25 protein-coding genes and 2 pseudogenes are annotated in these 23,402 nt (G+C 64.9%); 10 read left to right on the top strand and 17 right to left on the bottom strand.

All coding sequences use genetic code 11. From position 1 onward, the window contains the following. Positions 1–23: 23 nt before the first annotated feature. Positions 24–194 (top strand): annotated as a pseudogene (locus AC07UC_RS15230) (pseudouridine synthase); the annotation flags it as partial. A gap of 39 nt (positions 195–233) precedes the next feature. Here the strand turns inward: AC07UC_RS15230 and AC07UC_RS15225 are convergent. After that, the gene (locus AC07UC_RS15225) at positions 234–623 is read right to left on the bottom strand and encodes a hypothetical protein (protein ID WP_494906580.1); all 390 of its coding nucleotides are present in this window, start codon (positions 621–623) and stop codon (positions 234–236) included. Between the two features lie 73 nt (positions 624–696). After that, entirely contained in the window at positions 697–1,110 is a 414-nt protein-coding gene (locus AC07UC_RS15220; protein ID WP_140774132.1) for a hypothetical protein, read from the bottom strand. A 506-nt stretch (positions 1,111–1,616) separates the two neighbouring features. Between AC07UC_RS15220 and AC07UC_RS15215 the strand changes: the two genes are divergently transcribed. The 4 genes and pseudogenes from AC07UC_RS15215 (at position 1,617) to AC07UC_RS15200 (ending at position 3,968) form a co-directional block, all read left to right on the top strand. Next, positions 1,617–2,363 (top strand): SDR family NAD(P)-dependent oxidoreductase, encoded by a 747-nt coding sequence (locus tag AC07UC_RS15215; protein WP_494906579.1) that lies wholly within the window; start codon positions 1,617–1,619, stop codon positions 2,361–2,363. Between the two features lie 42 nt (positions 2,364–2,405). Further along, positions 2,406–2,636, top strand: a pseudogene (locus AC07UC_RS15210) (sigma factor); the annotation flags it as partial. A gap of 215 nt (positions 2,637–2,851) precedes the next feature. Further along, positions 2,852–3,469 carry a sigma factor-like helix-turn-helix DNA-binding protein gene (locus AC07UC_RS15205; protein ID WP_494906578.1) on the top strand — a complete coding sequence of 206 codons (618 nt, stop codon included), beginning with the start codon at positions 2,852–2,854 and terminating at the stop codon, positions 3,467–3,469. A gap of 97 nt (positions 3,470–3,566) precedes the next feature. Beyond that, the gene (locus tag AC07UC_RS15200) at positions 3,567–3,968 is read left to right on the top strand and encodes a VOC family protein (RefSeq protein ID WP_494906577.1); all 402 of its coding nucleotides are present in this window, start codon (positions 3,567–3,569) and stop codon (positions 3,966–3,968) included. Positions 3,969–4,254: 286 nt separating this feature from the next. Here AC07UC_RS15200 and AC07UC_RS15195 read toward each other — a convergent pair whose 3' ends face one another. Continuing rightward, on the bottom strand, positions 4,255–4,836 hold the full coding sequence (locus tag AC07UC_RS15195) for a histidine phosphatase family protein (RefSeq protein WP_140774135.1): 582 nt from the start codon (positions 4,834–4,836) through the stop codon (positions 4,255–4,257). A gap of 203 nt (positions 4,837–5,039) precedes the next feature. Here AC07UC_RS15195 and AC07UC_RS15190 point away from each other — a divergent pair, with 203 nt between their 5' ends. Together AC07UC_RS15190 and AC07UC_RS15185 are read left to right on the top strand one after the other, a co-directional pair. Beyond that, entirely contained in the window at positions 5,040–6,572 is a 1,533-nt protein-coding gene (locus AC07UC_RS15190) for an alkaline phosphatase family protein (RefSeq protein ID WP_494906576.1), read from the top strand. A 384-nt stretch (positions 6,573–6,956) separates the two neighbouring features. Further along, a complete protein-coding gene (locus tag AC07UC_RS15185) occupies positions 6,957–7,406 on the top strand; it encodes a universal stress protein (RefSeq protein WP_140774137.1) in 450 nt (149 codons plus the stop codon). A 62-nt stretch (positions 7,407–7,468) separates the two neighbouring features. Here the strand turns inward: AC07UC_RS15185 and AC07UC_RS15180 are convergent, their stop codons facing one another. The 7 genes from AC07UC_RS15180 to AC07UC_RS15150 form a co-directional block, all read right to left on the bottom strand. Further along, positions 7,469–8,251, bottom strand: coding sequence for an SDR family NAD(P)-dependent oxidoreductase (locus tag AC07UC_RS15180; protein WP_494906575.1), 783 nt, complete (start codon positions 8,249–8,251; stop codon positions 7,469–7,471). Positions 8,252–8,340: 89 nt separating this feature from the next. Next, positions 8,341–9,189: a fumarylacetoacetate hydrolase family protein gene (locus tag AC07UC_RS15175; RefSeq protein ID WP_202326596.1), complete on the bottom strand. Its 849-nt coding sequence runs from the start codon at positions 9,187–9,189 to the stop codon at positions 8,341–8,343. Positions 9,190–9,239: 50 nt separating this feature from the next. After that, positions 9,240–10,028, bottom strand: a complete 789-nt coding sequence (gene attM, locus AC07UC_RS15170) for an AttM family quorum-quenching N-acyl homoserine lactonase (protein ID WP_494906574.1) — start codon at positions 10,026–10,028, stop codon at positions 9,240–9,242. Positions 10,029–10,049: 21 nt separating this feature from the next. Continuing rightward, positions 10,050–10,475, bottom strand: coding sequence for a cupin domain-containing protein (locus AC07UC_RS15165; protein ID WP_494906573.1), 426 nt, complete (start codon positions 10,473–10,475; stop codon positions 10,050–10,052). A gap of 28 nt (positions 10,476–10,503) precedes the next feature. Then, positions 10,504–11,487 carry an ABC transporter permease gene (locus AC07UC_RS15160; protein WP_494906572.1) on the bottom strand — a complete coding sequence of 328 codons (984 nt, stop codon included), beginning with the start codon at positions 11,485–11,487 and terminating at the stop codon, positions 10,504–10,506. 17 nt (positions 11,488–11,504) lie between these two features. Continuing rightward, positions 11,505–13,031 carry a sugar ABC transporter ATP-binding protein gene (locus AC07UC_RS15155; protein WP_494906571.1) on the bottom strand — a complete coding sequence of 509 codons (1,527 nt, stop codon included), beginning with the start codon at positions 13,029–13,031 and terminating at the stop codon, positions 11,505–11,507. 24 nt (positions 13,032–13,055) lie between these two features. Beyond that, a complete protein-coding gene (locus AC07UC_RS15150; protein WP_494906570.1) occupies positions 13,056–14,318 on the bottom strand; it encodes a sugar ABC transporter substrate-binding protein in 1,263 nt (420 codons plus the stop codon). A gap of 287 nt (positions 14,319–14,605) precedes the next feature. On the opposite strand from AC07UC_RS15150, the gene AC07UC_RS15145 reads away from it, so the two are divergent. Further along, complete coding sequence (locus AC07UC_RS15145) at positions 14,606–15,370, top strand: SDR family NAD(P)-dependent oxidoreductase (RefSeq protein ID WP_494906569.1); 765 nt, start codon at positions 14,606–14,608, stop codon at positions 15,368–15,370. 176 nt (positions 15,371–15,546) lie between these two features. Continuing rightward, positions 15,547–16,275, top strand: a complete 729-nt coding sequence (locus tag AC07UC_RS15140) for an IclR family transcriptional regulator (protein WP_202326589.1) — start codon at positions 15,547–15,549, stop codon at positions 16,273–16,275. Positions 16,276–16,278: 3 nt separating this feature from the next. On the opposite strand, the gene AC07UC_RS15135 is transcribed toward AC07UC_RS15140, so the two are convergent. Both AC07UC_RS15135 and AC07UC_RS15130 read right to left on the bottom strand, forming a co-directional pair. Further along, entirely contained in the window at positions 16,279–17,028 is a 750-nt protein-coding gene (locus AC07UC_RS15135; RefSeq protein WP_494906568.1) for a sulfite exporter TauE/SafE family protein, read from the bottom strand. A 21-nt stretch (positions 17,029–17,049) separates the two neighbouring features. Beyond that, positions 17,050–17,244, bottom strand: a complete 195-nt coding sequence (locus AC07UC_RS15130) for a hypothetical protein (protein WP_494906567.1) — start codon at positions 17,242–17,244, stop codon at positions 17,050–17,052. A 127-nt stretch (positions 17,245–17,371) separates the two neighbouring features. Between AC07UC_RS15130 and AC07UC_RS15125 the strand changes: the two genes are divergently transcribed. After that, a complete protein-coding gene (locus tag AC07UC_RS15125; protein ID WP_494906566.1) occupies positions 17,372–18,247 on the top strand; it encodes a LysR substrate-binding domain-containing protein in 876 nt (291 codons plus the stop codon). 3 nt (positions 18,248–18,250) lie between these two features. Here the strand turns inward: AC07UC_RS15125 and AC07UC_RS15120 are convergent, their stop codons facing one another. The 5 genes from AC07UC_RS15120 to AC07UC_RS15100 form a co-directional block, all read right to left on the bottom strand. Next, positions 18,251–18,655: a DUF6314 family protein gene (locus AC07UC_RS15120; RefSeq protein WP_140774144.1), complete on the bottom strand. Its 405-nt coding sequence runs from the start codon at positions 18,653–18,655 to the stop codon at positions 18,251–18,253. Positions 18,656–18,774: 119 nt separating this feature from the next. Continuing rightward, positions 18,775–19,554 carry an ABC transporter ATP-binding protein gene (locus AC07UC_RS15115; protein WP_494906565.1) on the bottom strand — a complete coding sequence of 260 codons (780 nt, stop codon included), beginning with the start codon at positions 19,552–19,554 and terminating at the stop codon, positions 18,775–18,777. A 24-nt stretch (positions 19,555–19,578) separates the two neighbouring features. After that, positions 19,579–20,607 (bottom strand): FecCD family ABC transporter permease, encoded by a 1,029-nt coding sequence (locus AC07UC_RS15110; RefSeq protein ID WP_494906564.1) that lies wholly within the window; start codon positions 20,605–20,607, stop codon positions 19,579–19,581. Between the two features lie 261 nt (positions 20,608–20,868). Next, positions 20,869–21,918 (bottom strand): ABC transporter substrate-binding protein, encoded by a 1,050-nt coding sequence (locus AC07UC_RS15105; protein WP_494906563.1) that lies wholly within the window; start codon positions 21,916–21,918, stop codon positions 20,869–20,871. A 255-nt stretch (positions 21,919–22,173) separates the two neighbouring features. Then, entirely contained in the window at positions 22,174–22,938 is a 765-nt protein-coding gene (locus AC07UC_RS15100) for a substrate-binding domain-containing protein (protein ID WP_494906562.1), read from the bottom strand. Between the last annotated feature and the right edge of the window lie 464 nt (positions 22,939–23,402).

Raw genomic sequence — 23,402 nt, 5'->3', positions numbered from 1 at the left:
CATACCTACCAATTCTATAGAATCTCGTCCTCGACGAGGGCCGAAACCGCCACATACGCCGCCTGCTCGCCGCCCACGGCATCGAGGTCAAGCGCCTTATCCGCACCGCCATCGGCCGGCTGCCGCTCGGCGACCTCGCCAAGGGCACGGCGCGGCATTTGACGGCGGAGGAGCTGGCGCTGGTGGGCGGGTGAGCGGCGATGTTTGCGCGCAGCGCTAGTCGACGTCGATGCTCACGACCGTCTTGTGGGCATTTCCCATATAGGTATGGGTCGAAAACGTGACCTCGTCATGTCCCTTGAACCCGGGATTCGAGCGGTAGAGCCCTTGATGCCGTTGACCTTGTGCGAGTTGCATTTCCAGCGCTCATTCGATTTGGGGAAACCGGAATAGAGCTTTGCGTGCACAAGCCTGACCTTGCCGTGGCTTGGGCCGGCGATGACCCTGACATCGTTGGCGCCCGCGCTCGAACAGTCCTCATTGAGGCTTACATCCCTCAGGATATAGATCTCCTGTCCGGACAGCGCCGTCTTTCGATAGCTCTCCGTTCCCGCGGCCGCCGGCCAGGCCGCCAATCCCAGAACCGTCAATGCCGCGACGAAACCTGCGGTTTTATGCACCATTTTTCAGCGATCTCCTGGCTGCATGAAGTCTCCTCCCGGCCGAGAGGCGGGCGATTGCGGCATCGCTTTCCCGCTACTCGACCTTGATGTTGGCGACAAATCTGAAGGCATTGCCCTCATAGGTGTGGACCGAGAACGTGACCTGGTCCCAACCCGTGAACCCGGATTTCGACCGGTAAAGCGCCTTGACGCCATCCACCATGCGGGCATTGCATTTTGAACGCTCGTTGGATTTGGAATAAGTCGGATGCACCTTGCCGTGAACGAGTTTCACATTTCCATGGCTCGGGCCGGAGACCACTCGCACGTCATCCTTGCCGGCGCTGGAACAGTCCGGGTTCAGGGTCGTACCACCGAAGACATAGATCTCCTGGCCCGAAAGCGCAGTCTTCTGGTAGGTGGATGAGCGGGTGTAGGCAGCGGCCGGAAAGGCCGTAAATCCCAGAAGCGCAAGCCCCGTAATGACACTTGTCGCGCGGCAATTCATGCCAGCTCCCCCAACCCGTGAACTCTCCCACCGACGGTTTTATGACAGCCGCAGGAAAGCGGCCAATCACGGAAGCAGTCGCATCCATCAATTCATGGTTATCAGCACAGAATCGAGACACGCTCCCGTGGCTTCGACTTTCAATATTCAGTCTGCACGGGACAGGAAGATACAGTCGCAAGATCGCTTGAAAAGAGTCGTAAAAGGTCATCCGAGCCAAGAACAGGGCGCCTTGCGAAACAATGGAGAGGCCACTTGCGTGCCGGATATTCGCCAGAGATCTGCGAATAACACGCGATCGGACACCGCCTGCCGCCAAAGGCTGGCCAGCTGAACGGCGGACCGCTTTTTGCCTGGCCTGCCGCTGACCGCAAGAGATTGGCCGGAGCCTCCCCACCTCGGCATCGCCTTGGAAAAATTCTCGTCCCACCGATGATTTCCGCCCGCCCGCGCTGTCTTCAACTACAGGCGCCGGAATTGTCCGGGCCGGAAAAGCGAGGTGATCCATGGGATCGTTGCAAGGTCAAAATGTCGTCGTGGTCGGAGGCAGCCGGGGTGTCGGCCGCTCGATCGTGGAAGCTGCACTCGGCGAAGGCGCAACCGTGCTTGCCGTCGCCCGCGGCGCGGAAGCCTTGAAGGAGCTTTCCTGGGAAGCGTCCGGAGTCAGGACGCTGGCCGCCGACGCCACGCAGGACACCGCGCCCGATAGGGTGTTCGCCGTGCTGGAGCCGGATGTGCTGGTAATGTCAGCCGGTGCCTTCGCTCCATCGGCCCCCATCCAGGACCAGAGCTGGGAAGACTTCTCGGCGAATTGGGAGACGGACGTCAGGGCCTCGTTCCTGTTCTGCAGGGCCGCCCTGCGGGGCCGGCTGAAGCCCGGCAGCCGCGTGGTGCTGATCTCCAGCGGCGCGGCGCTGAGCGGCGGACCGCCGAACTCCGGCGGCTATTCCGGCGCCAAGCGCATGCAGATGATCCTTGCCGCCCACAGCCAGAAGGAAGCCGACCGGCTTGGCCTTGGCCTGCGCTTCATGGCGCTGGCGCCGATGCGCATCATGGCCGGCACTGGCGTCGGCGAGCGCGGCATAGCGGGCGTCTCCGCCTATCTCGGCATCAGCCCGGCGGATTTCCTGGCCAGCATGAGCGACGTGCAGACACCCGCCGATGTCGGGCGCGCGGTGGTCGCGATGGCTGGCGGCAAGATGCCGGGCACCGCCTTCACCGTGAGCGGCAGCGGCCTTGCCGCGGCCGCGTGAGGCGCGCAGGATGCCGGCCGCAACCAGCATGGCGGGCTCGACATGACAGACGCTCCCGGTGCTTCCGAGTCCCAGGATCGAACAGGTCGGCCGGTTCTCGACCGGCCGGCCTTCGAGCGCCTGGCGACGGCCCACCGACGCGAACTCAAGCTCCACTGCTACCGGATGATGGGCTCGCTGCACGAGGCCGACGATCTCGTCCAGGAAACGTTCCTCAAGGCCTGGCGCGGCCGCATGCAATTCGACGGGCGCGGCTCGCCGCGCGGCTGGCTCTACACGATCGCCACCAATGCCTGCCTCAACGCCATCAAGGCACGATCGTCGGCGCACCGCATTCTCGAAGAGCCCGCACGGCCGCCGACCGAAGGGCCCGCCGTCGCCGGGCCGGCAGCCGGGCTTTCCTGGCTGGAGCCCTACCCCGACGGCGAGCTGCCGGACCTTGTCGATGGCAGCCCGGCCCGGACGCGCGCTACGAGACCGGCGAAGCGGTGCGGCTGGCCTTCGTCGCCGCCATCCAGCTGCTGCCGCCCCGGCAACGCGCGGCCCTTTTGCTGTGCGATGTATTGGGCTGGTCGGCGCTGGAGACCGCGCAGTTGCTGGGCGGCACGACCGCCTCGGTCAACAGCGCCCTGCAGCGGGCGCGGGCTACGCTTGGCCAGCGTTACCCCCAGGGTCGCCCCTTGCAGCGATCGCAGCCCAACCCCGAAGAGGGCCTGCTGCTCGAACGCTATGTCAGGGCCTGGCAGGCCGCCAATCTCGACAGCTTCATCGACCTGCTGCGCGAAGACGCCACCTACCACATGCCGCCATGGCACGACTGGTACCAGGGCCGCCCCGCGATCCACGATTTCTTCAAGACCGTATGGAGCAATTTCGCCGGCTACCGCGCCGCGGCCACGCGGGCCAACGGCCAGCCCGCCGTGGCGATCTACGCGCGGCGCCATCAGGACCCGGAATGGCGCGCGCAATCGCTGCACGTCATCGAGCCGGCCGATGGCGCCATCGCCTCGCTGACGGTTTATGTCGGCCCGCTCGGCGCCGGCCTATTCGCCGCCTTCGGCCTGCCACCAATGGTGCAGGAGAGCTGGTCCGAACCGGAAGCGTGAAGCCCGCATCTCTCTCCTGACAGAAAGCTGGCAGGAGGCCTGGCCTATAGATCGGTCGGGAGCCCGGCCGCGGCTTCGACGATCAAGGAGCCCTGCAATGAATTTCGTTTCTGTCCGCATCATCACGTCTGATGTCCAGCGCCTCGTGCGCTTCTACGGCGAGATCACCGGCATGCCGGTGACGGTCTACACCGAGGATTTCGCCGAACTGGCGACGCCGTCCTGCACGCTGGCGATCGGCAGCACGCGCACCCTGATGCTGTTCGGCGGCGACATTGCCCGCCCCGCCGACAACCACACAGCCATCCTCGAATTCCGCGTCGGCGACGTCGATGCCGAATTCGCCAGGCTGTCCGATTTGATCAGGAACGTGACTGTGCAGCAGCCGACCACCATGCCCTGGGGCAACCGCTCGCTGCTGTTCCGCGACCCCGACGGCAATCTGGTGAACTTCTTCACGCCCGTGACGGCGGAAGCGATCCGGAAGTTCGAGAAGTAGGGGGCGGGTTGCGCAGGTTTCGCTGTTCCCCAAACATTCGGAATAGCCGGAGCCTCCCCGCGTTTGTCATCCTAGGGCGAAGCAGGAGCGAAGCTCCGTCGCGGAGACCCTGGGATCCATGCCGCGACATTTGTCGGAGAACGCAGCGGAGCAATATTCTGCACCGCGGCAGTGCTCGGAGGTCGCGGCATGGATCCTCGGGTCTGCGCCGCGTCGCTGCGCTCCTTGCTCCGCCCGTGGATGACGAAGCCACGGCGTTTCCCGCCGAGCCAGCGTTGCTTTCCGGCTACTTCAGGTTCCACCTGCGCACGACCGGCTCGCTGAGATCGTGCTCGTAGCCGAGCACGCTGATGCTGGCCGTGTCGAGCACGAACAGCGCCCCGCCTTCCGGCGGCAGGCCCAGCCATCGGGCGGCAAGCACGCGCAGGAAATGCGCGCTGGAAAATATCAGGATCGAGCCGCCGGCTTCACGAATCTGCCTGATGATCCTGTCGGCCCGGGCGCCGACATCGGCCGCCGTCTCGCCTTGCGGACAGCCGTCGCGAAACACGGTCCAGCCCGGCCGCTCGGCCAGGATCTCCTTGGTGGTGCGCCCCTCATAGGCGCCGTAGTCCCACTCCTGCAGATCGTCGTTTCTGACGCTTGTCGCGCCAAAGCCGGCAAGCACGCTGGTGTTGTAGGCGCGCTGCGAGGGGCTCGACCACACCGCCGAGAACGACAGGCCCTTGAGCCGCTCCGCCACCCCCCGCGCGGCGGCTTCACCCGCCGGCGTCAGCGGCATGTCGGTGCGCCCGGTATGCTGCCCCGAAAGGCTCCACGCCGTCTCGCCATGCCGGACCAGATGGATTTGCGGATATGCGTTGCTCATACGCTCGGCCTTTCGTTGCTGTCGGCCAAGCTGTAGCGGTCGGCGCAACACAGCGAAAGACCCGGCGGCGACGCAGCACCTTCAGCGCCATCACCGCTGGCTTACGAATCCGTAAGGTCCTTGCCAACGCGTTTTCATGAACCTGTCATATCCACTCGCCTATCCTTGATCCATCGCGGGGCTGCGAGACGAGGGACACTTCAATGAAAACGCTATCTCTGGCGCTGGCGGCGGGCACGCTGACGGCGGCGTTCGCTGGCGCGCTGTCTGCTTCCAGCGCCGTCGCCGCACCCTACAAGCACGTGTTGCTTATCAGCGTCGACGGGCTTCATGCGCTCGACCTGTCAAACTATGTCGCCGCAAATCCGGCAAGCTCGTTCGCCGCGCTCGCCCATACGGGGATTTTCTATCCCAACGCGCTGACCAGCGCCCCGTCAGACTCGTTCCCTGGCTTTGTCGCACAGGTGACCGGCGGCACGCCCAAATCGACGGGCGTGTTCTACGACGACAGCTACGACCGCACCTATTTCGCGCCGGCCTCGGATTGCAAGGGCGAGCCGGGTGCCGAGGTGGCCTTCGCCGAGAACATCGACGTCGATTCGACGCGCCTTGATGGTGGCGGCAAGCCGGGCGATTTCCGCAGCCAGATCGACCCGGCAAAGTTGCCGATGACGCTGATCAAAGGCAAGTGCTCGGTGGTCTATCCGCATGATTTCGTGCGGGTCAACAACGTCTTCGAGATCGTGAAAGCGCATGGCGGCCGCACGGCCTGGTCCGACAAGCACCCGGCCTACGAATGGCTGAACGGACCTTCTGGCAAAGGCGTCGACGACCTCTACGCGTTGGAACAGGACAGCCTGATCCCCGGCACGAAGGTCAAGACGACGGGCAGCTTCAAGGCCGAACGTGACTTCGACGAAGCGCGGGTCCAGGCGGTGATCAACGAAATCAAGGGCCTCGACAGCACCGGCGCGCATCATGTTGCGGTTCCCGCGCTTTTCGGCATGAATTTCCAGGCGGTGAGCGTGGGACAGAAGCTTCCCAAGGCCGGTCCTGGCGACGAGGCCGGTCTGGTCGGTGGCTATGTGGATGCCAGCGGCGCGCCGGGCAATGGTCTTGCGGGGCAGCTCGCCTATGTCGACGGCGCCCTCGGCGAACTGATGGCCGCACTCAAGGGCAATCATCTCGCCGACTCGACCCTGATCATACTGGCCTCGAAGCATGGCCAGTCGCCTATCGACCCGGCGACGTTCCAGCCACTGGACGATGATCCGTACACGAAGACACCGGGCTACGCCTTCCACATCGCCGACGACGCCGCGCTGATCTGGCTCAAGCCGCAAGACAGGGTGAAGAACCTCGCGGCGGCGCAGGATTATCTCGAGAAATCGGGCAAGGCTGAAGGCATCGCCCAGATCCAACCGCCGAATGCGCTGGCTCTCGCCTATCAGGACCCGGCGACCGACAGCCGTACGCCGGACTTCATAGCCACGGTCAATCCGGGTGTGGTCTACACATCCGGTTCGAAGATTGCCGAGCATGGTGGCGCCAATGCGAACGATCGCAACGTGGCGCTCCTCATCAGCGGTCCTTCGCTCAAGCCGAGGTCGGTGCCAGCCCTGGTGCAGACGACACAGGTGGCGCCCACCATCCTGCGGGCCCTTGGCTATGACGCGAACGAACTCCAGGCCGTGAAGCTCGAAGGCACCCAGGAGCTGCCGGCGACGCCGTTCTAGAGCGGTTCAGCGTTTGGCGGAATCGCAGAACCGCTCTAACTATTTGTTTTTACGCAATTCCGGACGGAAAACCGTTACACACTTTTCCTGGAATTGCTCTAAGCCTGGAACGGGATCATACGGTTTCACAATTGGCCGCCGGGCATGCCCGGCGGCCAATTGCTTGCGACCGGCATTGTTTGCAAAAAGGCGACCGCATCGCCAATGGCAGGCTGCATCGGACCGGCCTGACGCTGGTTTCAGGTCCCACCCTCCTCGCCTGGCCCTGATCCACATAAAGCTGGCCCTGTGAGGAGGCCCACCGCGCAACTATATCAGGGTAAGCCGCTCCAAGGCTCCCGCCACCCCAAGGGCATCGGCCCTTGCACAACAGGTCAGATCACCATGTACAAACATCTGCTCATCGCCACCGACGGATCGGAACTGGCGGACAAGGGCGTCGCCCATGGCCTCACATTGGCCAAGGGCATCGGCGCCGCCGTCACCTTCGTCACCGTCTCGGAACAATTCCCGATCTTCGCCTGGGGCGGCGCCATGGCCGGCTATGCCGCCGGCGACGAACTGGCCGTCTACCAGGAAGAATCGCGCAAATACGGCAAGGAGGTTCTGGCCAAGTGCAAGGCTTCGGCCGATGCGGCGGGCGTGTCCGCCGAGGTGGTCCATGTCGAGGACAAAAGGCCCGCCGAGGCGATCCTGGAACTGTCGCAGGCGCTGGGCTGCGACCTGATCGTGATGGCCTCGCATGGCCGCCGCGGACTGGGCAAGCTGCTTCTGGGCAGCCAGACGGCGGAAGTGCTGTCCTACACCGCAATCCCGGTGCTGGTGGTTCGATAGGGCGCCGGTCGTTCGATCGATTGCCGGCTGGGATATGAACCAGCCCGCCGGCGCGCCGCGGTTCAGCTTTCGTAGAGCCCGCTTTCCACCGCGACGCGCCTGTAGGCGGCGCCCGAGGTGAAGCCGCCGTCGATGAGAAAATCCTCGCCGGTGATGAAGCTGGACTCCTCGCTGGCCAGGAACAGCACCAGCCTTGCCACCTCTTCCGGCGTGCCGCTGCGCTTCATCGGCGTCAGCTCGATCATCGGCTTCAGATGCGGCGCGTCGGCGTTGAGCCCGGTGACGATGAGGCCTGGGCAGACGCTGTTCACGCGGATGCCCCAGCCGACATATTCCATCGCCGCCGTGCGGGTCAGGCCGCGTACGCCCCATTTGCTCGCCGTATAGGCCGGGTCGTAATGGCCCGAGAAGGCGCTGTTCGACGAGATGTTGACGATGCTGCCGCCGCCGCTTTCGCGCATCAGCGGTGCCGCCGCCTGGATGCCGAGGAACGTGCCGGTGAGATTGATGCCGATCAGCCGTTCCCATGCCTCCAGCGGCGTGTCGTTGAGCGACTTGCGGTTGATGATCCCGGCATTGTTGATCAGAACGTCGAGCCGGCCCTTCCAGCCGCGCACCGCCGCGATGGCATCGGCCCAGGCGTCCTTGCTGGACACGTCAAGTGCCAGGAACCGCGCCTCGTGACCATCGGCCTCGAGCGATTGCACCAGCGCTTCGCCTTCCGCCCGCAGCACGTCACAGACCAGCACGGCGGCGCCGGCTTGCGCCAGCAGCCGCGCCTCCGCTTCCCCTTGCCCACGGCTGGCGCCGGTAACGATGGCGACGCGACCTTCAAGACTTCTCATCTGTGTTTTCCTGGTGTCGGGCGAGGCAGTTCCCGGAAAGGTGTAAGGCGGTTTTCCCACCGGGATTGCGTCAAAAGGGATGGCGCGGGTCAAGCCCGCGCCGCGATGGTGCGCTGCGTCTGGATGCCCAGCCCGGCGACGCCGAGCCGCATGGTCTGGCCGACCTTCAGGAACAGCGGCGGCTTCTGCCCGAGCCCGACGCCGGGCGGCGTGCCGGTGGCGATGATGTCGCCGGGCTCCAGCGTCATGAACTGGCTGATATAGCTGACGAGATGGGCGACGCCGAAGATCATGGTTTTGGTCGAGCCGTTCTGCCGGCTTATACCGTCCACCTCCAGCCACAGATCGATCGCCTGCGGATCGGCGATCTCGTCGCGCGTCACCAGCCACGGGCCGATCGGACCGAACGTGTCGTGGCTTTTGCCCTTGGTCCACTGGCCGCCGCGTTCCGACTGGAAGGCGCGCTCTGACACATCGTTGACCACGCAATAGCCGGCGACATGGCCGAGCGCCTCGGCCTCATCGACATATTTTGCCCGCTTGCCGATGACGACCCCGAGTTCGACTTCCCAGTCGGTTTTCTGCGAACCTCTCGGAATCTCGATGTCGTCATCGGGACCGCACAGCGCCGTCGTCGCCTTCATGAACAGGATCGGCTCGGCCGGCGGTTCCTTGCCGGTCTCCCTGGCATGATCGGCATAGTTCAGCCCGACGCAGATCATCTTGCCGACCTTGCCGACGCAGGCGCCGATGCGGGGATTACCCTCCACCAGAGGCAGCGTCGCCGGCTCGATCGCGCCGAGCCGTGCCAGCGCATCGTCGCCCAGCGCATCGCCGGCAATGTCGTCGATGACGCCGGAAAGGTCGCGCAACCGGCCCTGCCCGTCGAGCAGTGCCGGTTTTTCCTGGCCGGCCGGGCCAAAACGCAGAAGCTTCATGTCATGTCCTCGATATCGGACGGGCCGTCCGGCCCGCCCTGCAAAGCCTGTCAGTAGAAGTCGGGCGCCTTCTTCAGCGTCGCCCATTGCGGCCCGTCATGACCGGCCACCACCAGCGCACCGGTCTTGGCCTGCACGGCGCGCAGTTTCTTCACCGAGCGCACGGAATCGATGGTCGAATGCAACGCGCCGGGCAGCGCGCGCTCCTCCCAATGGTCGAGCGTGTCGGCGGCATCGACAGCCAGCAGAACCGACTGGCCATTGGAGGTCCGCACCAGGATCGACTGGTGCCCGATCGTGTGGCCGGGCGAGCGGATCAGGATGATCGAGCCGTCGCCATAGAGGTCGTAGAAATCGCCCCAGGCGTCCTCGAGGATCAGCCATTTCAGGTCGGGCCTGTCGAAATCCTTGCGCACATAGGCAAGCACCGCGAACCAGTCCGGCGTGAAGGCATATTCATACTCGATGCGCTGCACGACGTGGGTGGCGTTTGGGAAGCGGCCGACGGCGCCGACATGGTCGAGATGCAGGTGCGAAAGCACGACATGCTTGACGCTGTCGACGGAGAAGCCGAGCTTCTCGATCTGCGCCACGCAGCCCTGCTCGGGCGTCAGCACGGGAGTGAAGAACTCCGCCACCTTGCCCCAATGGCCCTTGGCGTCGGTGGCGCATTCCACCGGCGTGCCGCCGTCGATGATCACGTTCCCCTTTGGATGGGTGATGAAATAGAACGGCACCGGGATTTCGAAATCGGCGTCGCCGCCCTGGTTCAGATAGATGTCGTGATACTTGCATTTGAGGATGCCGGTATCGAGCATGTAGAGACGGATGTCGGTCATCATTTCCTCCCGAGGGGTTTGTCAGGCGCGCCTATAGCCAACCAGGGTGGCGTCGTCGACGTCGGTCAGGTTGACCACGATATTGTCGGGCGTGCGCGTGGTGAGCCAGACCAGGTCCTCGGTCGTGCTCATATTGACCTCGACATGCGGCATGTGCGGCGGCACGAAGACGAAGTCGCCTTCGTCCATGTCGAGATATTCGGCATAGTCGTCGCCGAAATAGATGCGGCCCTTGCCCTGCAGCACATAGCCGCCGGTCTCGGCTTCGCCGTGATGGTGCGGCACGGAACGGTAGCCCGGCTTGTTCGACACCTTGCCGAACCAGATCTTCGTCGCCGGCGTATGCTGCGGACTGACACCCGAAATGCGCACCGCGCCGTCTGACTGGCCGGTGCCGGCATGCTCCTGGTCCTTGCGGGTGACGACGGGGACAAGCTTGGCGCTCATGGCTGCTCCTGTATCTTGGTGCGTTGGATCACTTGATGAAGGGGTATTTCTTGCGGTCGATGGTCGAGGCCACCGCCAGGATGATGACGAGGCCCTTGACGATCTCCTGCGTGAAGCTGCTGACCTCGGTGACATCCATGCCGTTGGACAGGATGGCGATGACCAGCACGCCCAGGATGGTGCGTTGCGGCCCGCCAATGCCGCCCGACAGCGCGGTGCCGCCCATGACGATTGCCGCGATGGAATCGAGCAGCATGTTGGCGCCCGCGGCCGGGGTGCCGGCGCCGACCTGGGCGGTGAGCAGCACGCCCGCCATGCCGCACAGCGCCCCCGACAGCATGAAGGCATAGACCTTGTAGCGGTTGACCGGCACTCCGGAATTGGCGGCCACCATCTCGCCGCCGCCAATGGCGAAGAGATAGCGCCCGAGCACCGTCTTGAAGGCGATGAAGGCAAGGGCCGCCGCGCTGCACAGCGCCACCAGGATGATGGTCGGCAGGCCGGGGATGAGCTCCGAATTGACGAAGTCGGTAAGGCTGAGGTCCATGAACATGATCGACGAGCCACCGCAGATCATGTTGGCGATGCCCGACAGGATCGACAGCATGCCGAGCGTGACCAGGAACGACGGCACTTTCAGCGAGATCAGCGTCACGCCATTGATCAGCCCGACGACAACGCCGGTGCCGATGCCGGCCGCGATCGCCACCACCGGGCCTGCGGCGTCGATTGTGAGTGCGGCGACAATGCCGGACAGCGTCACGATCGAGCCGACCGAAAGGTCGATCGAGCCGATCATGATCACCATGGTTCCGGCCAGCGCCACCAGGAGCAGCACCGAGGACTGGCGGCCGATATTCACCGCATTGTCGAAAGTGGCGAAGTTGGGATTCTGCACGGCAAAGAAGATCACCAGCGCCAGGATGACCAGCACCGGATAGAGCGCGATTGCATTCCTGGCGATCCATTGGCGCCATGCCGGCGGTGCTGCCGCTATTGTGGGTTGGGACACTTTGGCTTCCATCTGGTTCACACCATGTGCGGCACGACGGCCGTCTCGGCCGGCTTGTCATGCGCGGGCGCGTTGATCTCGGCCGAGATCGAACCCGATCTCAGCGTGATGATGCGGTTGGACAGGCCGATGATCTCCGGCAGATTGTCGGAGATCAGCACGATGGCAACGCCTTGCTTGGCGAGTTCGCGCAGCAGGATATAGATCTCTTCCTTGGCGCCGACATCGAGGCCGCGGCCGGGATCGTCGAGCACGAACACCTTGATGCCGCGCGCCAGCCATTTGGCGAACACCACCTTCTGCGCATTGCCGCCCGACAGATTGCGGATCTGCACGGCACGTCCGGGCGTGCGCACGCGGAGCCTTTCGATCCAGCTGTCGGTGACTTCGGCCTGGCGGCGTCCCGAAAGCACCGGCCATCTGCCGATGCGGAACGAGCGGATCGACGGCAATGTCAGGTTCCACTCGATCGAATGCATGCCGATGACGCCGGCGACATTGCGTTCGGCCGGCACGAAGCCGACATCGGCCGATAGCGCATCGGCCCGGGAGCCTGGCCTCAGCCGCTTGGCCCCCACCGTGATCTCGCCGCTCGCCGGCCGTATGGCGCCGGTGATGGCATTGCCCAGCACCGTCTTGCCGGAGCCGAGCACGCCGGCGATGCCGACGATCTCGCCCGCCTGCACCGACAACGAGACATTGTGAAGCTGTCCGGACACGTTGAGCGCGCGGACATCCAGCACGATCTCGCCAAGATCCTCACGCTGCTCGGCCTCCTTGTAGTAACCGGCCGAACGCGGACGACCGACAATCGCCTCATGCAGCATGTCGGGCGTCGCCTCGGCCACCCGCCAGTGGCCATTCACCGCACCGTCCTTCAGCGCCGTGACATGGTCGCAGACGGCGAACACATCCGACAGCCGGTGCGACACCAGGATGATCGAGGCCTTGTCGCGCCAACGCCGGATGGAGTTGAACAGGATCTGCGTTTCCTTTTCCGATAGCGCGCTGGTCGGTTCGTCGAGCAGCACGATCGGCTCCACCGGATAGATGCGGCCAAGCGCGAAGGCCTTGGCGATCTCCACCAATTGCCGCTCGCCGAAGGCGAGATCGCCGGTCACCGCCATCGGGTCGATGGCGATGCCCAGATCGGCAAGGACGTCCCGGGCAAGTGCCGACATCGCGGCACTACCCAGGACACCCGCCCGCGCGAAACCTCGCTCGCGCCCAAGCAGCATGTTTTCGTAGACGCGCAGATTGGCGATCAGCCCCTGCTCCTGGAACACGGTGGCGATGCCCGCACGCGCGGCGGCCAACGGCGAACCCGGGACAACGATGGCGCCGTTGACCCTGAGTTCGCCGTCCGTCGGGAGGACGGTTCCGTTGATGATCGAGATCAGCGTCGACTTGCCGGCGCCGTTCTCGCCGACCAGCCCCAGCACGCTGTGCCGCGCCAGGGTCAGGTCGACGGCGCGCAGTGCCGCGACCTGGCCATAGTGCTTGCTGACACCGCGCAGCGCGAGTGCCGGAACAAACGTGTTCATGACTGGCTTCAATCTCGGCGTCGATCAGGCCTTGACCGGCCCGGTCTTGTAATGCGCGGCATAGAGCGCATCGACCTTGGAGAACTCGCCCTTGTCCCTGGCGCCGGCATAGGCAGCGTTGAGGCGCTCCTTGCCGTCCGGGAACGGACCCCAATAGGTCTCGGGCTCGATGGCCGTGATCTTGTTCTGCGGGTCCCAGGTCTCGGGGTTGAGCGTACGGCTCATCAGCGCCCAGTCGAACGGCTTGGAGCCTTCGCCATAGATCGCCTTCTCGATGCGCCCCGAATTCTCGGCCGTGGCCAAGGCCGAGCCGGTGAACAGCAGCCGTTCGCCCAGCGTCGGCTTCCAGCCATTCAGCGCGTCGAAGGCAAGCACGGCCGTGAAGCCCGCGCCATAGGGCGGCAGCGAGGTGTGGGTGGCGACCATCTGCTCGCCCTTGGCCACTTCGCGCAGGCCTTCCGGCAGGCCGTCGACGCCCGACACCTTGACGTTCTTCAGATTGCGCTCACGCAGCACCGAGAGCACGCCCAGCGCCATATTGTCGTTCTGTGCGAACACACCCTTCATGTCGGGATGCGCGGTGACCATGGACAGCATCACCTTGCGCGCCTGCTCGCGGTCCCAGTCGGCATGCAACCCGCCGACGATCTTGATGCCGGGAAATTCGGCCGCCGCCTGCATCAGGCCCGCCGTGCGGTAGGAATCGGTCGGCGTCGCCAGACCCGCTATGTGGACGATCTTGCCCTCGCCGCCGACGCTCTGGAACAATGCCTTGGCCACCTCATAGGCGCCCTCGACCGAGTTCGGCGTGACAAAGGAGACGTAGAAATCGCCGATATCGGGCGGCGTGAACCAGGCCGGCGATTCCCAGCTCGGCACGTAGTGGATGGAATTGTCCTGGCAGAATTTCGCCACCGTCGGCAGCGAGCCGGCCGGCTCGACGCAGCCGATCAGCATCTTGGCGGAACTCGCCGGCAGGCTGCGTACCTGCGACAGCTGGCGGGCGGTGTCGTTCTGGTGGAACAGCTCCTGCTTTTCGAGGCCGAGCGACTCCGCCGCCGCGCCAAAGGCGCGCGTCCACACCGACCAGTAGTCGTTGGACGGCGTGGACACCTGGTTGGCTATCTTGCCGCGAATGACGGTGGCGGCTTGCGCCATGCGCGTCACCGCCGGCGTCATCGCCAGCGAAATGCCGGCGGCCCCCATCAGCTTCATGAAGGTGCGGCGCCCCACGCCGTCCTCCAGCGCATGCAGGGTCGCAAGCATGTTCAGTTCCTTGTCGCTCATCAGGTTTCCTCCCGGTTGCAAGAATTTCAATTAATTCTCACATTACGATAATTCATAATTTTTTCGATTGTCAAGCGGCACCATGAAAGCCCGCCAATGCTCGCCTTTGCGACCGGAGGGACAGGCGCTCACCGGCGCTCACAGGAAATTATATATTTCAGTGAGTTATTTAGTTCATCAGAATCAAATTGGCAGCAATTCGCGGACCTTCACGACGCCGGCATGCCCGCGCTTGACAGCGCATAATTCAAGGAATTATCGTAATATGATAAATTACAGGAGATAAAATGCTCGACGGAAAAGTAGCAATCGTCACCGGCGCGGCGCATCCGGCCGGCATCGGCTTCGCGGTGGCACGGACATTCGCCGCCTCCGGCGCCCATGTCGTGATCGTCGACCTCGATCAGGGCGACTGCGAACAGGCGGCCGCATCCATCTCCGCCGAGGTGCCCGCCAAGGGTCTGCCCCGCGCCATCGGCATGGCGGCCGATGTTCGCGACAAGGCGGCGCTGCGTGACATCGTCGGCCAGGCCAAGACCCTGTTCGGCCGGCTCGACATGATCGTCAACAATGCCGGCATCGCCCAGGCGCGCAAGCTGCTCGATATTTCGGACGAGGATTGGGAGGCGACGCTCGACATCAATCTGCGCGGCATGCTGAACATGGCACAGGCGGCGATCCCCGCGATGGAGGATGGCGGCGCCATCATCTGCCTGGCGTCGATCGCCGCACAGCGCGGCGGCGGGCTGCTCGGCGGCCCGCACTACGCGGCCTCGAAAGGCGGCGTTCTGGCGCTGGCCAAGAGCATGGCGCGCGAACTTGGCCCCCGCAATATCAGGGTCAACTGCGTCAACCCCGGCATCATCATCACCCAGATGAACGCCACAGCATTCGACGAACCGACGCAGCGGCGCTTCATCGAGGGTATTCCACTCGGCCGCTTCGGCGCGCCGCAGGATGTCGCCGATGTCTGCCTGTTTCTCGCCTCGCCTTTGTCCGGCTACATCACCGGCAGCGCAATCGACATCAACGGCGGCATGCACATCCACTGATGCATGCCCCCCAAAAGTGACCTCGGTTTTGGGATCGCGGCATGCATGAAAACAAGGACCTGAAGGGCGGCGTATGAATCCGTTTCGACACGACGCGCTTTAGCCCGCATGGTTGACGCTTCGCGGCGGTGCTTTCATACACTGTCACGATTGCCAGACAGGAGTTCGGTCTTCGCATGGACAGCCTTACGCGCATGGTCGCCATTTTCGACCTGTTTGACGGCGACCGCACGGCATTGACCGTGGAGGAAATCGCCGCCGAGCTGAACTGTTCGGTGCCGACCGCCTATCGCTACCTGAAGACGCTGAGCTCCGCCGGCCTGATCGCGCCCGATATACAGCGCGGCTTTACACTGGGCGCCCGCATCATCCAGCTCGACCGCCAGATCCGCCTCAACGACCCGCTGCTGCACCGCGCCGGCGACGTGATGGACGAGATGATCACCCGGCTGAAGGGCAACCTCATGGTCTGCGCCTATTATGGCAAGAACGTCGTCTGCATCGCCCAGGCCTGGCCCGACCGCACCGTGCTGACCAGCTACGATCGCGGCAGGCCGATGCCACTGTTGCGTGGCGCCGCCGGCAAGGCGATCCTGGCGCATTTGCCCGACCACCGGCTGCGCAGCCTGATGCTGGCCAATGCGGCCGAGATTGCCGCCGCCGGCCTCGGCAATGACTGGGCAAGTTTCCGCAAGACACTGAAGGCCATCCGCCAACAGGGCTATTCCTTCTCGGCAGGCGAGGTCGACAGCCGAAACGCCGGCATCGCCGCGCCGATTTTCAACTCGGAAAAGCGCATCCTGGGCAGTCTGGTCGTCGTCGTGCCCGTCACCGACCTCGTACAGGACAAGGTTCCGGAGATCGCCAGCCAACTCATCGAGGGCGCACAAGCGATTTCCGGCTAGCGCTCACCACAGCGCCTCCCCCGCAAGATACGCTCCCAGCACCAGCAGGCCGATCAGGAACACCGTGCGAAACGTCTCGACGCTCATTGTCCGGCGCAGTGCCTGGCCGATGAACATGCCGGCCAGCGCCGGCGCCAGCGTCAGGACCGACCCCGTCAGTTGCGCCGCCGGCGACGCCAGGGCGCCTGTCCGGAGCAGGCCGATGGCCAGCGCAACCGTCGATATGGTGAAGGACAGGCCGAGCGCCTGGATCAGGTCTTCCTTCTCCAGCCGCAGCGATTGCAGATAGGGCACCGCCGGAATGACGAAGACGCCGGTGGCGCCGGTGACCAGCCCTGTCGCCACGCCGACCAGCGGTGACATCAAGGCCTCGTGGCGCGCCGGCGTGGTGACGCCAGACTTGAACAGGCCGAGCAGGGCATAGAGCACCAAGGCCGCGCCAAGCCCTGCCGAGGCCGCGCCCGAATGCGCGCCGCTGAGCACCCCTGCCCCGGCGACGGTGCCAAGCATGATGCCAGCCATCATCGTCCACAGCCGCCTGATGAGCCCGCCGAAGGAAGGGCCGGTGAACAACTGCCAGAGATTGGTGACCAGCGACGGGATCAACAGCAGGGCGGCGGCCTCGGCCGGCGGCATCGTCACCGCCAGCAGCCCCATAGCCACGGTCGGCAGCCCCATGCCGACGACGCCCTTGACGAAGCCGGCGGCGAGAAAGACGGCGCCGATCCACGCGATGACGCCGGCGCTCAGCACGACCGCACCTTCTCCACGGGATCAGTCATGCAGCAGCATGTCCGTCGCGTCGGCATCAGGACCGGGTCTTGGCGCGGCATCGCGGCTGGCGGCTGATGGCGTGCATCCCCGCAAACCAGACTGCGCCTGCGCCACGGCAAGCGAGGCAACGGCAACCGCCAGCACGATCGCCGCGCTTTCAAGGATGCCTTGCCGGCCTAAGGTCCTGTCACTCATCGCACATCTCCATGGTGAATGATTTGACTGACACATGGACCGCGCACAATGTGGAAGTTGCGCTGCCAGCCTTCGCCCAGGACGAAGGCTTAGGACCGGCGCCTCATGCCCTGCAGGAAACAAAAAGATGCGCTTCGACCTCACCGATCTCCGGCTGTTCCTGCTGGTTGCCGAGCGCGGCAGCATCACCCATGGCGCCGAACTCGCCGGGCTGGCGCTGGCCTCGGCCAGTGCCCGCATCAAGGGCATGGAGGAGCGGCTCGGCGCGCCGCTGCTGGAGCGCCGCCGCCGCGGCGTGGTGCCGACCGCCGCCGGCCACGCGCTGCTGCATCATGCGCGCGCCGTTCAGAACCAGATCGAGGCGATGGCCGGCGACCTCGGCGCTTATGCCGGCGGCCTGCGCGCACGCGTGCGGCTGATGGCCAACACCGCCGCCACGGCCGAGCTGCTGCGCGATATCCTGCCGGCCTTCCTGGTGGCGCATCCCGGCATCGACGTCGATCTCGACGAACGCCCCAGCCATGAGATCGCCGAGGCGGTGGCCAGCGGTGCGGCCGATCTCGGCATCGCCGCGACATGGGCCGGGCTTTCGCATCTCGAACAGAAACCGTTCTTCATCGACCGGCTGGTGGTGATCGTCGCGCGCGACTGGCCGGGGCTCTCCGGCTTGCATGCCGTCAACCTCGCCGACATCCTGGGCGAATCCTTTGTCGGCCTCAGCCTCGGTCATGCCCTGCAGGAGCACATCACCCGCCAGGCCGCCCGTCTTGGCGGCCACCTGCACATCCGCATCCGCGTGCCCGGCCTCGACAATGTCTGCCGGCTCGTCGCGCAAGGCGCCGGCATCGCCATCGTGCCGGAAAGCGCGGCGCGCCGTTCGGCCCGCCGGCTACGCAGCCTGCGGCTGACCGACGACTGGGCGACGCGCCAGCTCAATCTCTGCGCCCGCGGCTTCGACCAGCTGACGCCGCAGGCGAAACTGCTGGCGGCGGCGCTGGCCTGAGGACTATGGACCGGTGTTGTCGATGCGAAAGAACCGCCCGAGGCTCGCATAATTCTTGCGCGGTCCTTTGACCCGCCAGACCTCTACCCATTCGTCCCGCCCGCGAAAGAAGAATCGCCCGACATAGAGATCGGCGCCGCAGAGATGGCGGACGGTCTGCGCCGCCTCCGGCCCAAGCTCGATGAAGTCGCGGCCGTCGGCATGAAGGATGCGCACCGAGCGCTCGCCCGGCTCGAGCCGGTAACGCCGGCTTGCCGGCATTTCTTGGGATCCGATCCGCATGGTTCCATGCTCGGTGAAGGCATCGGCCGTGACCACGGCGTCGCCGGCGAAGCGGTAGGCCGCGCCGGCCAGGAAATCGATCATGGTGCGGCGGACTTTCCAGTCGCCAACGAGGTTGTCCGCCATTGCTCCCTTCCTCGTCACAAGGGTCAACCGCGCTTCCTTGGCCAAATGCGACAGGGCACGATGCCGACTTGATCAGGCAAATTCTTGATCGCCGCAAGTCACCGCCCAAAGAAATCCGCTCAACCCGGCTCCACCTCGGCCACGCAGGCGACGTGGCCGCCCGCGCGGATCAGCCGGATCGGCACACCATACGCGCCTGACAAAACCGACTCGGTGAGGATCTCCCCTGTCGGGCCGAGCACCGGCGGATGCCTGGGCGACATCACCAGCGTGCGATCGGCCAGGGCGTAGGCGTGGTCGGGCGCGTGAGAGGTGAAGATGACGGCAAGGCCACTGGCCGCCAGCCGGCGCATCAGCGCCAGGAAGCGCGCCTGGTTGGCGAAGTCGAGATGCGCGGTCGGCTCGTCGAGGATCATCAGCTTCGGTGCCTGCACCAGCACGCGGGCGATCTGCACCAGCTGGCGCTCGCCGCCGCTGATCTCGCTGTAGGCGGCGTCGATGAGATGGGCAATGCCGAGCGTCGTCAGCGCCTCGCGTGTCATCCGGGCAGCCTCGTCGCCCGGCGCGTCGAACAGGCTAAGATGCGGCGCCCGTCCCATCTCGACCACGGTGCGCACAGAGAAGGCGAACACCGTCTCATAGCTTTGCGGCACCAGCGCCAACAGCCGCGCAATGGCCGCGCGCGACAGCGATGCGATTGGCTGGCCTTCGAGTAGCACCGAGCCGGTGCTCGGGGCGGACAACCCAGCCAGGCAGCGCAGCAGCGTCGACTTGCCGACGCCGTTGGGGCCGAGCACGCAGACCACCTCGCCCGCCGCGATATCGAGGCTGATGCCGGAAAACACCGGACTGACGCGGCCGGGATAGGAGAAGCCGAGAGCGTCGGCGGCCAGGATCATGGCAAGCTCATCATGGCTGGCCCATCATGCCCAGCCCAGCCTGCCGCGCCCGAGCAGCAGCATGAACACCGGCGCGCCGATCAGCGCGGTGAGGATGCCGAGCGGCACCTCGGCCGCCGTCACCGTGCGGGCGAGATCGTCGATGATGAGCAGATAGCAGGCGCCGAGCGACAGGGTCGCCGGCAGCAGGCGGCGGAAATCCGGCCCGACCAGGATGCGGGCGAAATGCGGAATGACCAGCCCGACCCAGCCGATGATGCCGCTGATCGACACGGCGGACGCCGCGATCAGCGTCGACAGCAGGATCATCGCCAGCCGCAGCCTGTTGACCTCGACGCCCATGATGCGGGCCTGTTCGTCGCCCATTGCCAGCAGGTTCAGCCGCCAGCGCAAGGCGAGCAGGCCGAGCACGCAGGGAATGGTCACGACCAGCACCGGCACGAGATCTGATGTCGACACGGAAGACAGCGAGCCGAGCAGCCAGAATTCGATGACCGGCAGTTTGGAGTTGGGGTCGGCGACATATTTGAGCAGCGACAGAAGTGCCGTGAACAGCGAGCCGACAATGACGCCGCCCAGCACCAGCGCGATGGTCGAGTTCAGCCGGAAGAAGCGGTTCATGGCAAAGCACATCGCCACCGCCAGCAGACCGAAGGCGAAGGCGCAGGCCTGCGTCGCATAGCGCTCGCCGAAAAGCAGGATCGCCACCGCCGCGCCAAAGCCGGCGCCGGCCGAAACGCCAAGCGTGAAAGGTGACACCAGCGGGTTGCGGAACACGCCCTGATAACAGGCGCCGGCAATCGCCAGCCCGCCGCCGACGACCATGGCGGCCAGCACGCGCGGCAGCCGGACATCGAGCACCACGGAACCGACCACCGGCGGCCAGTCCTGCGCGATCGGCAGGAATTGCGCTGATATGACCTTGATGACGGTGACGGGTTCGACGGGGTAGCGGCCGAGCAGGAAGGAGAGGAGAAAGAGGATGACGGGCAGCGCGATGAGCAGGATGGCTGCGAGGCCGCGGGCGCGCTTGCGGGGTTCGGGCGCGGACACGGATTAATGCCTCACGCCGCTGGTAGTACGGGAGTGCATCCCTTGTGTATCGTTTGCGCTGCCCCTCATTGCCCTGCCGGGCATTTCTCCCCGTAAACGGGGCGAAAGAAGCTGTGCCGTCGCCGGCGCCCTTCCTTCAACGAAAGTGATTGGCAAAGCCATGGACAAGGGCGTCTTTCTCCCCGTCACTATACGGGGAGAAATGCCCGGCAGGGCAATGAGGGGCAGCGCGACAGTCACGATTGGCCTCGCCACTCGCTCTCAATTCGGCCCGCTATAAGCCTGCCCATAAAACTGCTGATAATACGCGTCAGCCCGCTCCTGCATGTCGATGTCGGCGAAGCGCTCGGGATAAAGCTTCTTCGCCATCCACAATTCACCGAGCGCCAGTGCTTCGGGCAGCGGATAGCCCCAGGGCTTCACGTATTCGGGCGTGATGTAGATGCGTTTGTTCTCGACCGCGTCGACATGCTGCCAGGCAGCGCCTGCCCTGATCTCGTCGGCCACCGGCGCGTAGCGATCCTGCACGAAGATCACTTGCGGATTCCAGGCCAGCACATCCTCCATCGACACCTTGGTGGCGCCGCGCACGCCGGAAGCGACATTGACGCCGCCGGAGCGCTTCATGATGACGCCGGTGTATTTGCCCGAGCCATAGGTGTTCATGTCCGGGTTGGCCATGTAGAGCTTCACCCGCTCGGCATCCGGGATCGAGGCGACGCGGTCTTCCACCTGCTTGCGCTGGGCAAAGGCATAGTCGAGCAGCTGATCGGCCCGCTCGCGCTTGCCGACGATGTCACCGATCAATTGAACGCCGATCTTCAGGCCTTCCGCATAGGCGAAATCGTCATCGGCGAATGTCGGATTGAGTTTCGGCGCCTCGACGCCTTCGCCTTTCGACAGCGAGATCGCCACCACCGGCAGCCCGGCCTGCGACAACTGCTCGATCATCGCCGGCGGCGCATAATTGGTGACAAAGACGACATCGGGCTTCAGCTTCAGCACTTCCTCGACATTGGCCGTCGAGAGATCGCCGGGCATCGGCAGGCCGGTGAGCTGCGGTGCGTATTTGTCGAGCCCGGGAATGAGCTTCGGCCAGGTGCGCAGCACGCCGACGATTTTGTCGGCGGCGCCAAGTTCGACCAGGATGTCGAGCGTCTGGTGCTGCAGCACGACGATGCGCTCGACCTTGTCCGGCACGGTCACCGTGCGGTTGAGCTGGTCGGTGATGGTGCGGGCCATCGCAGGCGCCAGCGCCAGCAGCGACGATATCAGGGCAAGGGCCAGCACGCGGGCAAGGCGCAGAGTCATGGGGGACCTCTCGATGGGCATTCGATGTGTTCGCATGCATATAGCGTGGTGCTGAGCGCGGCAAGCTCATCTCGGCTGGCGATCGCGCGCCTTCCCTTCTCCCCTTGTGGGAGAAGGTGGATCGGCGCGCAGCGCCGAGACGGTTGAGGGGTGTTCCAGCGGAGTGAGGCGTTGGTGTTCCCTGGAGCACCCCTCATCCGACCTCGCTTCGCGAGGCCACCTTCTCCCACAAGGGGAGAAGGAAGAGAGGCCGCGTCACAGCCCCTGCGGCAGCGCCACCGGCAGAAACCCGAAATCCCGCAAGATCCCCTGCCCGACCGATGAGAGAATAAACAGTGCCAGCGCCTGCCCCGCCGGCGAGCAGCCCTCCAGCGTCGCCAGCCCGTATTCCGGCACGACATTCACCGCCGCCGGAATGTCCACGATATCGACGCCCTCGGTCTCCTGCGCCAACCCTTTCAGGCCGGTGCGATAGCCGAGGAAGACATGGGCGGTGCCGGCGGCGAGTGCTGCCGCGATCGGGTCGTAGCGCCCGGGAATATTCGCCGTTTCAGAGCCGCCAACGAGCTTCTGCGCCTTGGCGTCGAGCAGCGCGAAGCCGCCGGGCCGCGCCTGGTCGATGCGGTGGAAAATCGCCCAGGCATAGTCGCCGGAAGGATCTTTCAGCGGCGTCGAGGTGGCAATGCCGATCGCCGGATCGAGCAGCCGGTCGACAAGATTCTGGGTGGTGATGCCGGCATCGCGGCGCACGGCGGCGGCCATCGTGTTGCGGGCAAAGACCACGGCCGGCCGCGCCAGCTTCAGTTCGGCGAGACGAGCCGGATGGGCAAAGCTTGCCGAGAGAAAGATATCGGGCCGCTCCCCCGCCTCGATACGCTCGCGCAGCAGGCCGGCCGGGCCAAGCCGCGTCTCGGCCGTCACGCCAGTCATCGCCTGGTAAGCCGAGACCAGTGATGGCAGCACATGACGCAGGCTGCCGGCCGCATAGATCATCACCACGGGTTTTCTTGCTGGCGCCATCTCGCGAACCTCTGCCCTCGAACCGGCAGACGTTATATCAATCCGAAAATAGCGTTGCCTTGCATCGCGTCTGTACGTCGTCCCGGCCGAATGTCAATCCGGCCGCGGATCAGCGAGGCTGCCGGCCCCATGGCAGGGCTATTGCATATGAGTTTTCACGAAGAGGACCCCCACCCTAACCCTCCCCACAAGGGGGAGGGAACGCTGCCGCGCGCTACGCTTTGGCGTCGAAACTTCTACAGTTTGCCGAGTTCAGCGCCGGCGCTAGAGCAATTCCAGGAAAAGTGTGAAACGGTTTTCCGTCCGGAATTGCGTAAAAACAAATAGTTAGAGCGGTTCTGCGATTCCGTGAAACGCTGAACCGCTCTAGTCTCCCTCCCCCTTGTGGGGAGGGGTTAGGGGTGGGGGTACGTGCCGGGCAAACCTTCGGGAAGTCTCATATGCGATTGCCCGCCCCCATGGGG

This window comes from Mesorhizobium sp. GW821-FHT04C10, assembly GCF_059420305.1.
This window is presented reverse-complemented; position numbering and strand designations above follow the sequence as displayed.

Excerpts from the sequence above, each read along its gene's own strand:
- AC07UC_RS15115 (WP_494906565.1), bottom strand. The coding sequence starts at position 19,554 with ATGATCCTGGCCGCCGACGCTCTCGGCTTCTCCTATCCCGGCCGCGTC.
- AC07UC_RS15140 (WP_202326589.1), top strand. The coding sequence starts at position 15,547 with ATGGACAGCCTTACGCGCATGGTCGCCATTTTCGACCTGTTTGACGGC.
- AC07UC_RS15100 (WP_494906562.1), bottom strand. The coding sequence starts at position 22,938 with ATGGCGCCAGCAAGAAAACCCGTGGTGATGATCTATGCGGCCGGCAGC.
- AC07UC_RS15105 (WP_494906563.1), bottom strand. The coding sequence starts at position 21,918 with ATGACTCTGCGCCTTGCCCGCGTGCTGGCCCTTGCCCTGATATCGTCG.
- AC07UC_RS15220 (WP_140774132.1), bottom strand. The coding sequence starts at position 1,110 with ATGAATTGCCGCGCGACAAGTGTCATTACGGGGCTTGCGCTTCTGGGA.
- AC07UC_RS15200 (WP_494906577.1), top strand. The coding sequence starts at position 3,567 with ATGAATTTCGTTTCTGTCCGCATCATCACGTCTGATGTCCAGCGCCTC.
- AC07UC_RS15120 (WP_140774144.1), bottom strand. The coding sequence starts at position 18,655 with ATGGCGGACAACCTCGTTGGCGACTGGAAAGTCCGCCGCACCATGATC.
- AC07UC_RS15125 (WP_494906566.1), top strand. The coding sequence starts at position 17,372 with ATGCGCTTCGACCTCACCGATCTCCGGCTGTTCCTGCTGGTTGCCGAG.
- AC07UC_RS15155 (WP_494906571.1), bottom strand. The coding sequence starts at position 13,031 with ATGAACACGTTTGTTCCGGCACTCGCGCTGCGCGGTGTCAGCAAGCAC.
- AC07UC_RS15190 (WP_494906576.1), top strand. The coding sequence starts at position 5,040 with ATGAAAACGCTATCTCTGGCGCTGGCGGCGGGCACGCTGACGGCGGCG.
- AC07UC_RS15185 (WP_140774137.1), top strand. The coding sequence starts at position 6,957 with ATGTACAAACATCTGCTCATCGCCACCGACGGATCGGAACTGGCGGAC.
- AC07UC_RS15175 (WP_202326596.1), bottom strand. The coding sequence starts at position 9,189 with ATGAAGCTTCTGCGTTTTGGCCCGGCCGGCCAGGAAAAACCGGCACTG.
- AC07UC_RS15225 (WP_494906580.1), bottom strand. The coding sequence starts at position 623 with ATGGTGCATAAAACCGCAGGTTTCGTCGCGGCATTGACGGTTCTGGGA.
- AC07UC_RS15130 (WP_494906567.1), bottom strand. The coding sequence starts at position 17,244 with ATGAGTGACAGGACCTTAGGCCGGCAAGGCATCCTTGAAAGCGCGGCG.
- AC07UC_RS15150 (WP_494906570.1), bottom strand. The coding sequence starts at position 14,318 with ATGAGCGACAAGGAACTGAACATGCTTGCGACCCTGCATGCGCTGGAG.
- AC07UC_RS15195 (WP_140774135.1), bottom strand. The coding sequence starts at position 4,836 with ATGAGCAACGCATATCCGCAAATCCATCTGGTCCGGCATGGCGAGACG.
- AC07UC_RS15215 (WP_494906579.1), top strand. The coding sequence starts at position 1,617 with ATGGGATCGTTGCAAGGTCAAAATGTCGTCGTGGTCGGAGGCAGCCGG.
- AC07UC_RS15165 (WP_494906573.1), bottom strand. The coding sequence starts at position 10,475 with ATGAGCGCCAAGCTTGTCCCCGTCGTCACCCGCAAGGACCAGGAGCAT.
- AC07UC_RS15180 (WP_494906575.1), bottom strand. The coding sequence starts at position 8,251 with ATGAGAAGTCTTGAAGGTCGCGTCGCCATCGTTACCGGCGCCAGCCGT.
- attM (WP_494906574.1), bottom strand. The coding sequence starts at position 10,028 with ATGACCGACATCCGTCTCTACATGCTCGATACCGGCATCCTCAAATGC.
- AC07UC_RS15145 (WP_494906569.1), top strand. The coding sequence starts at position 14,606 with ATGCTCGACGGAAAAGTAGCAATCGTCACCGGCGCGGCGCATCCGGCC.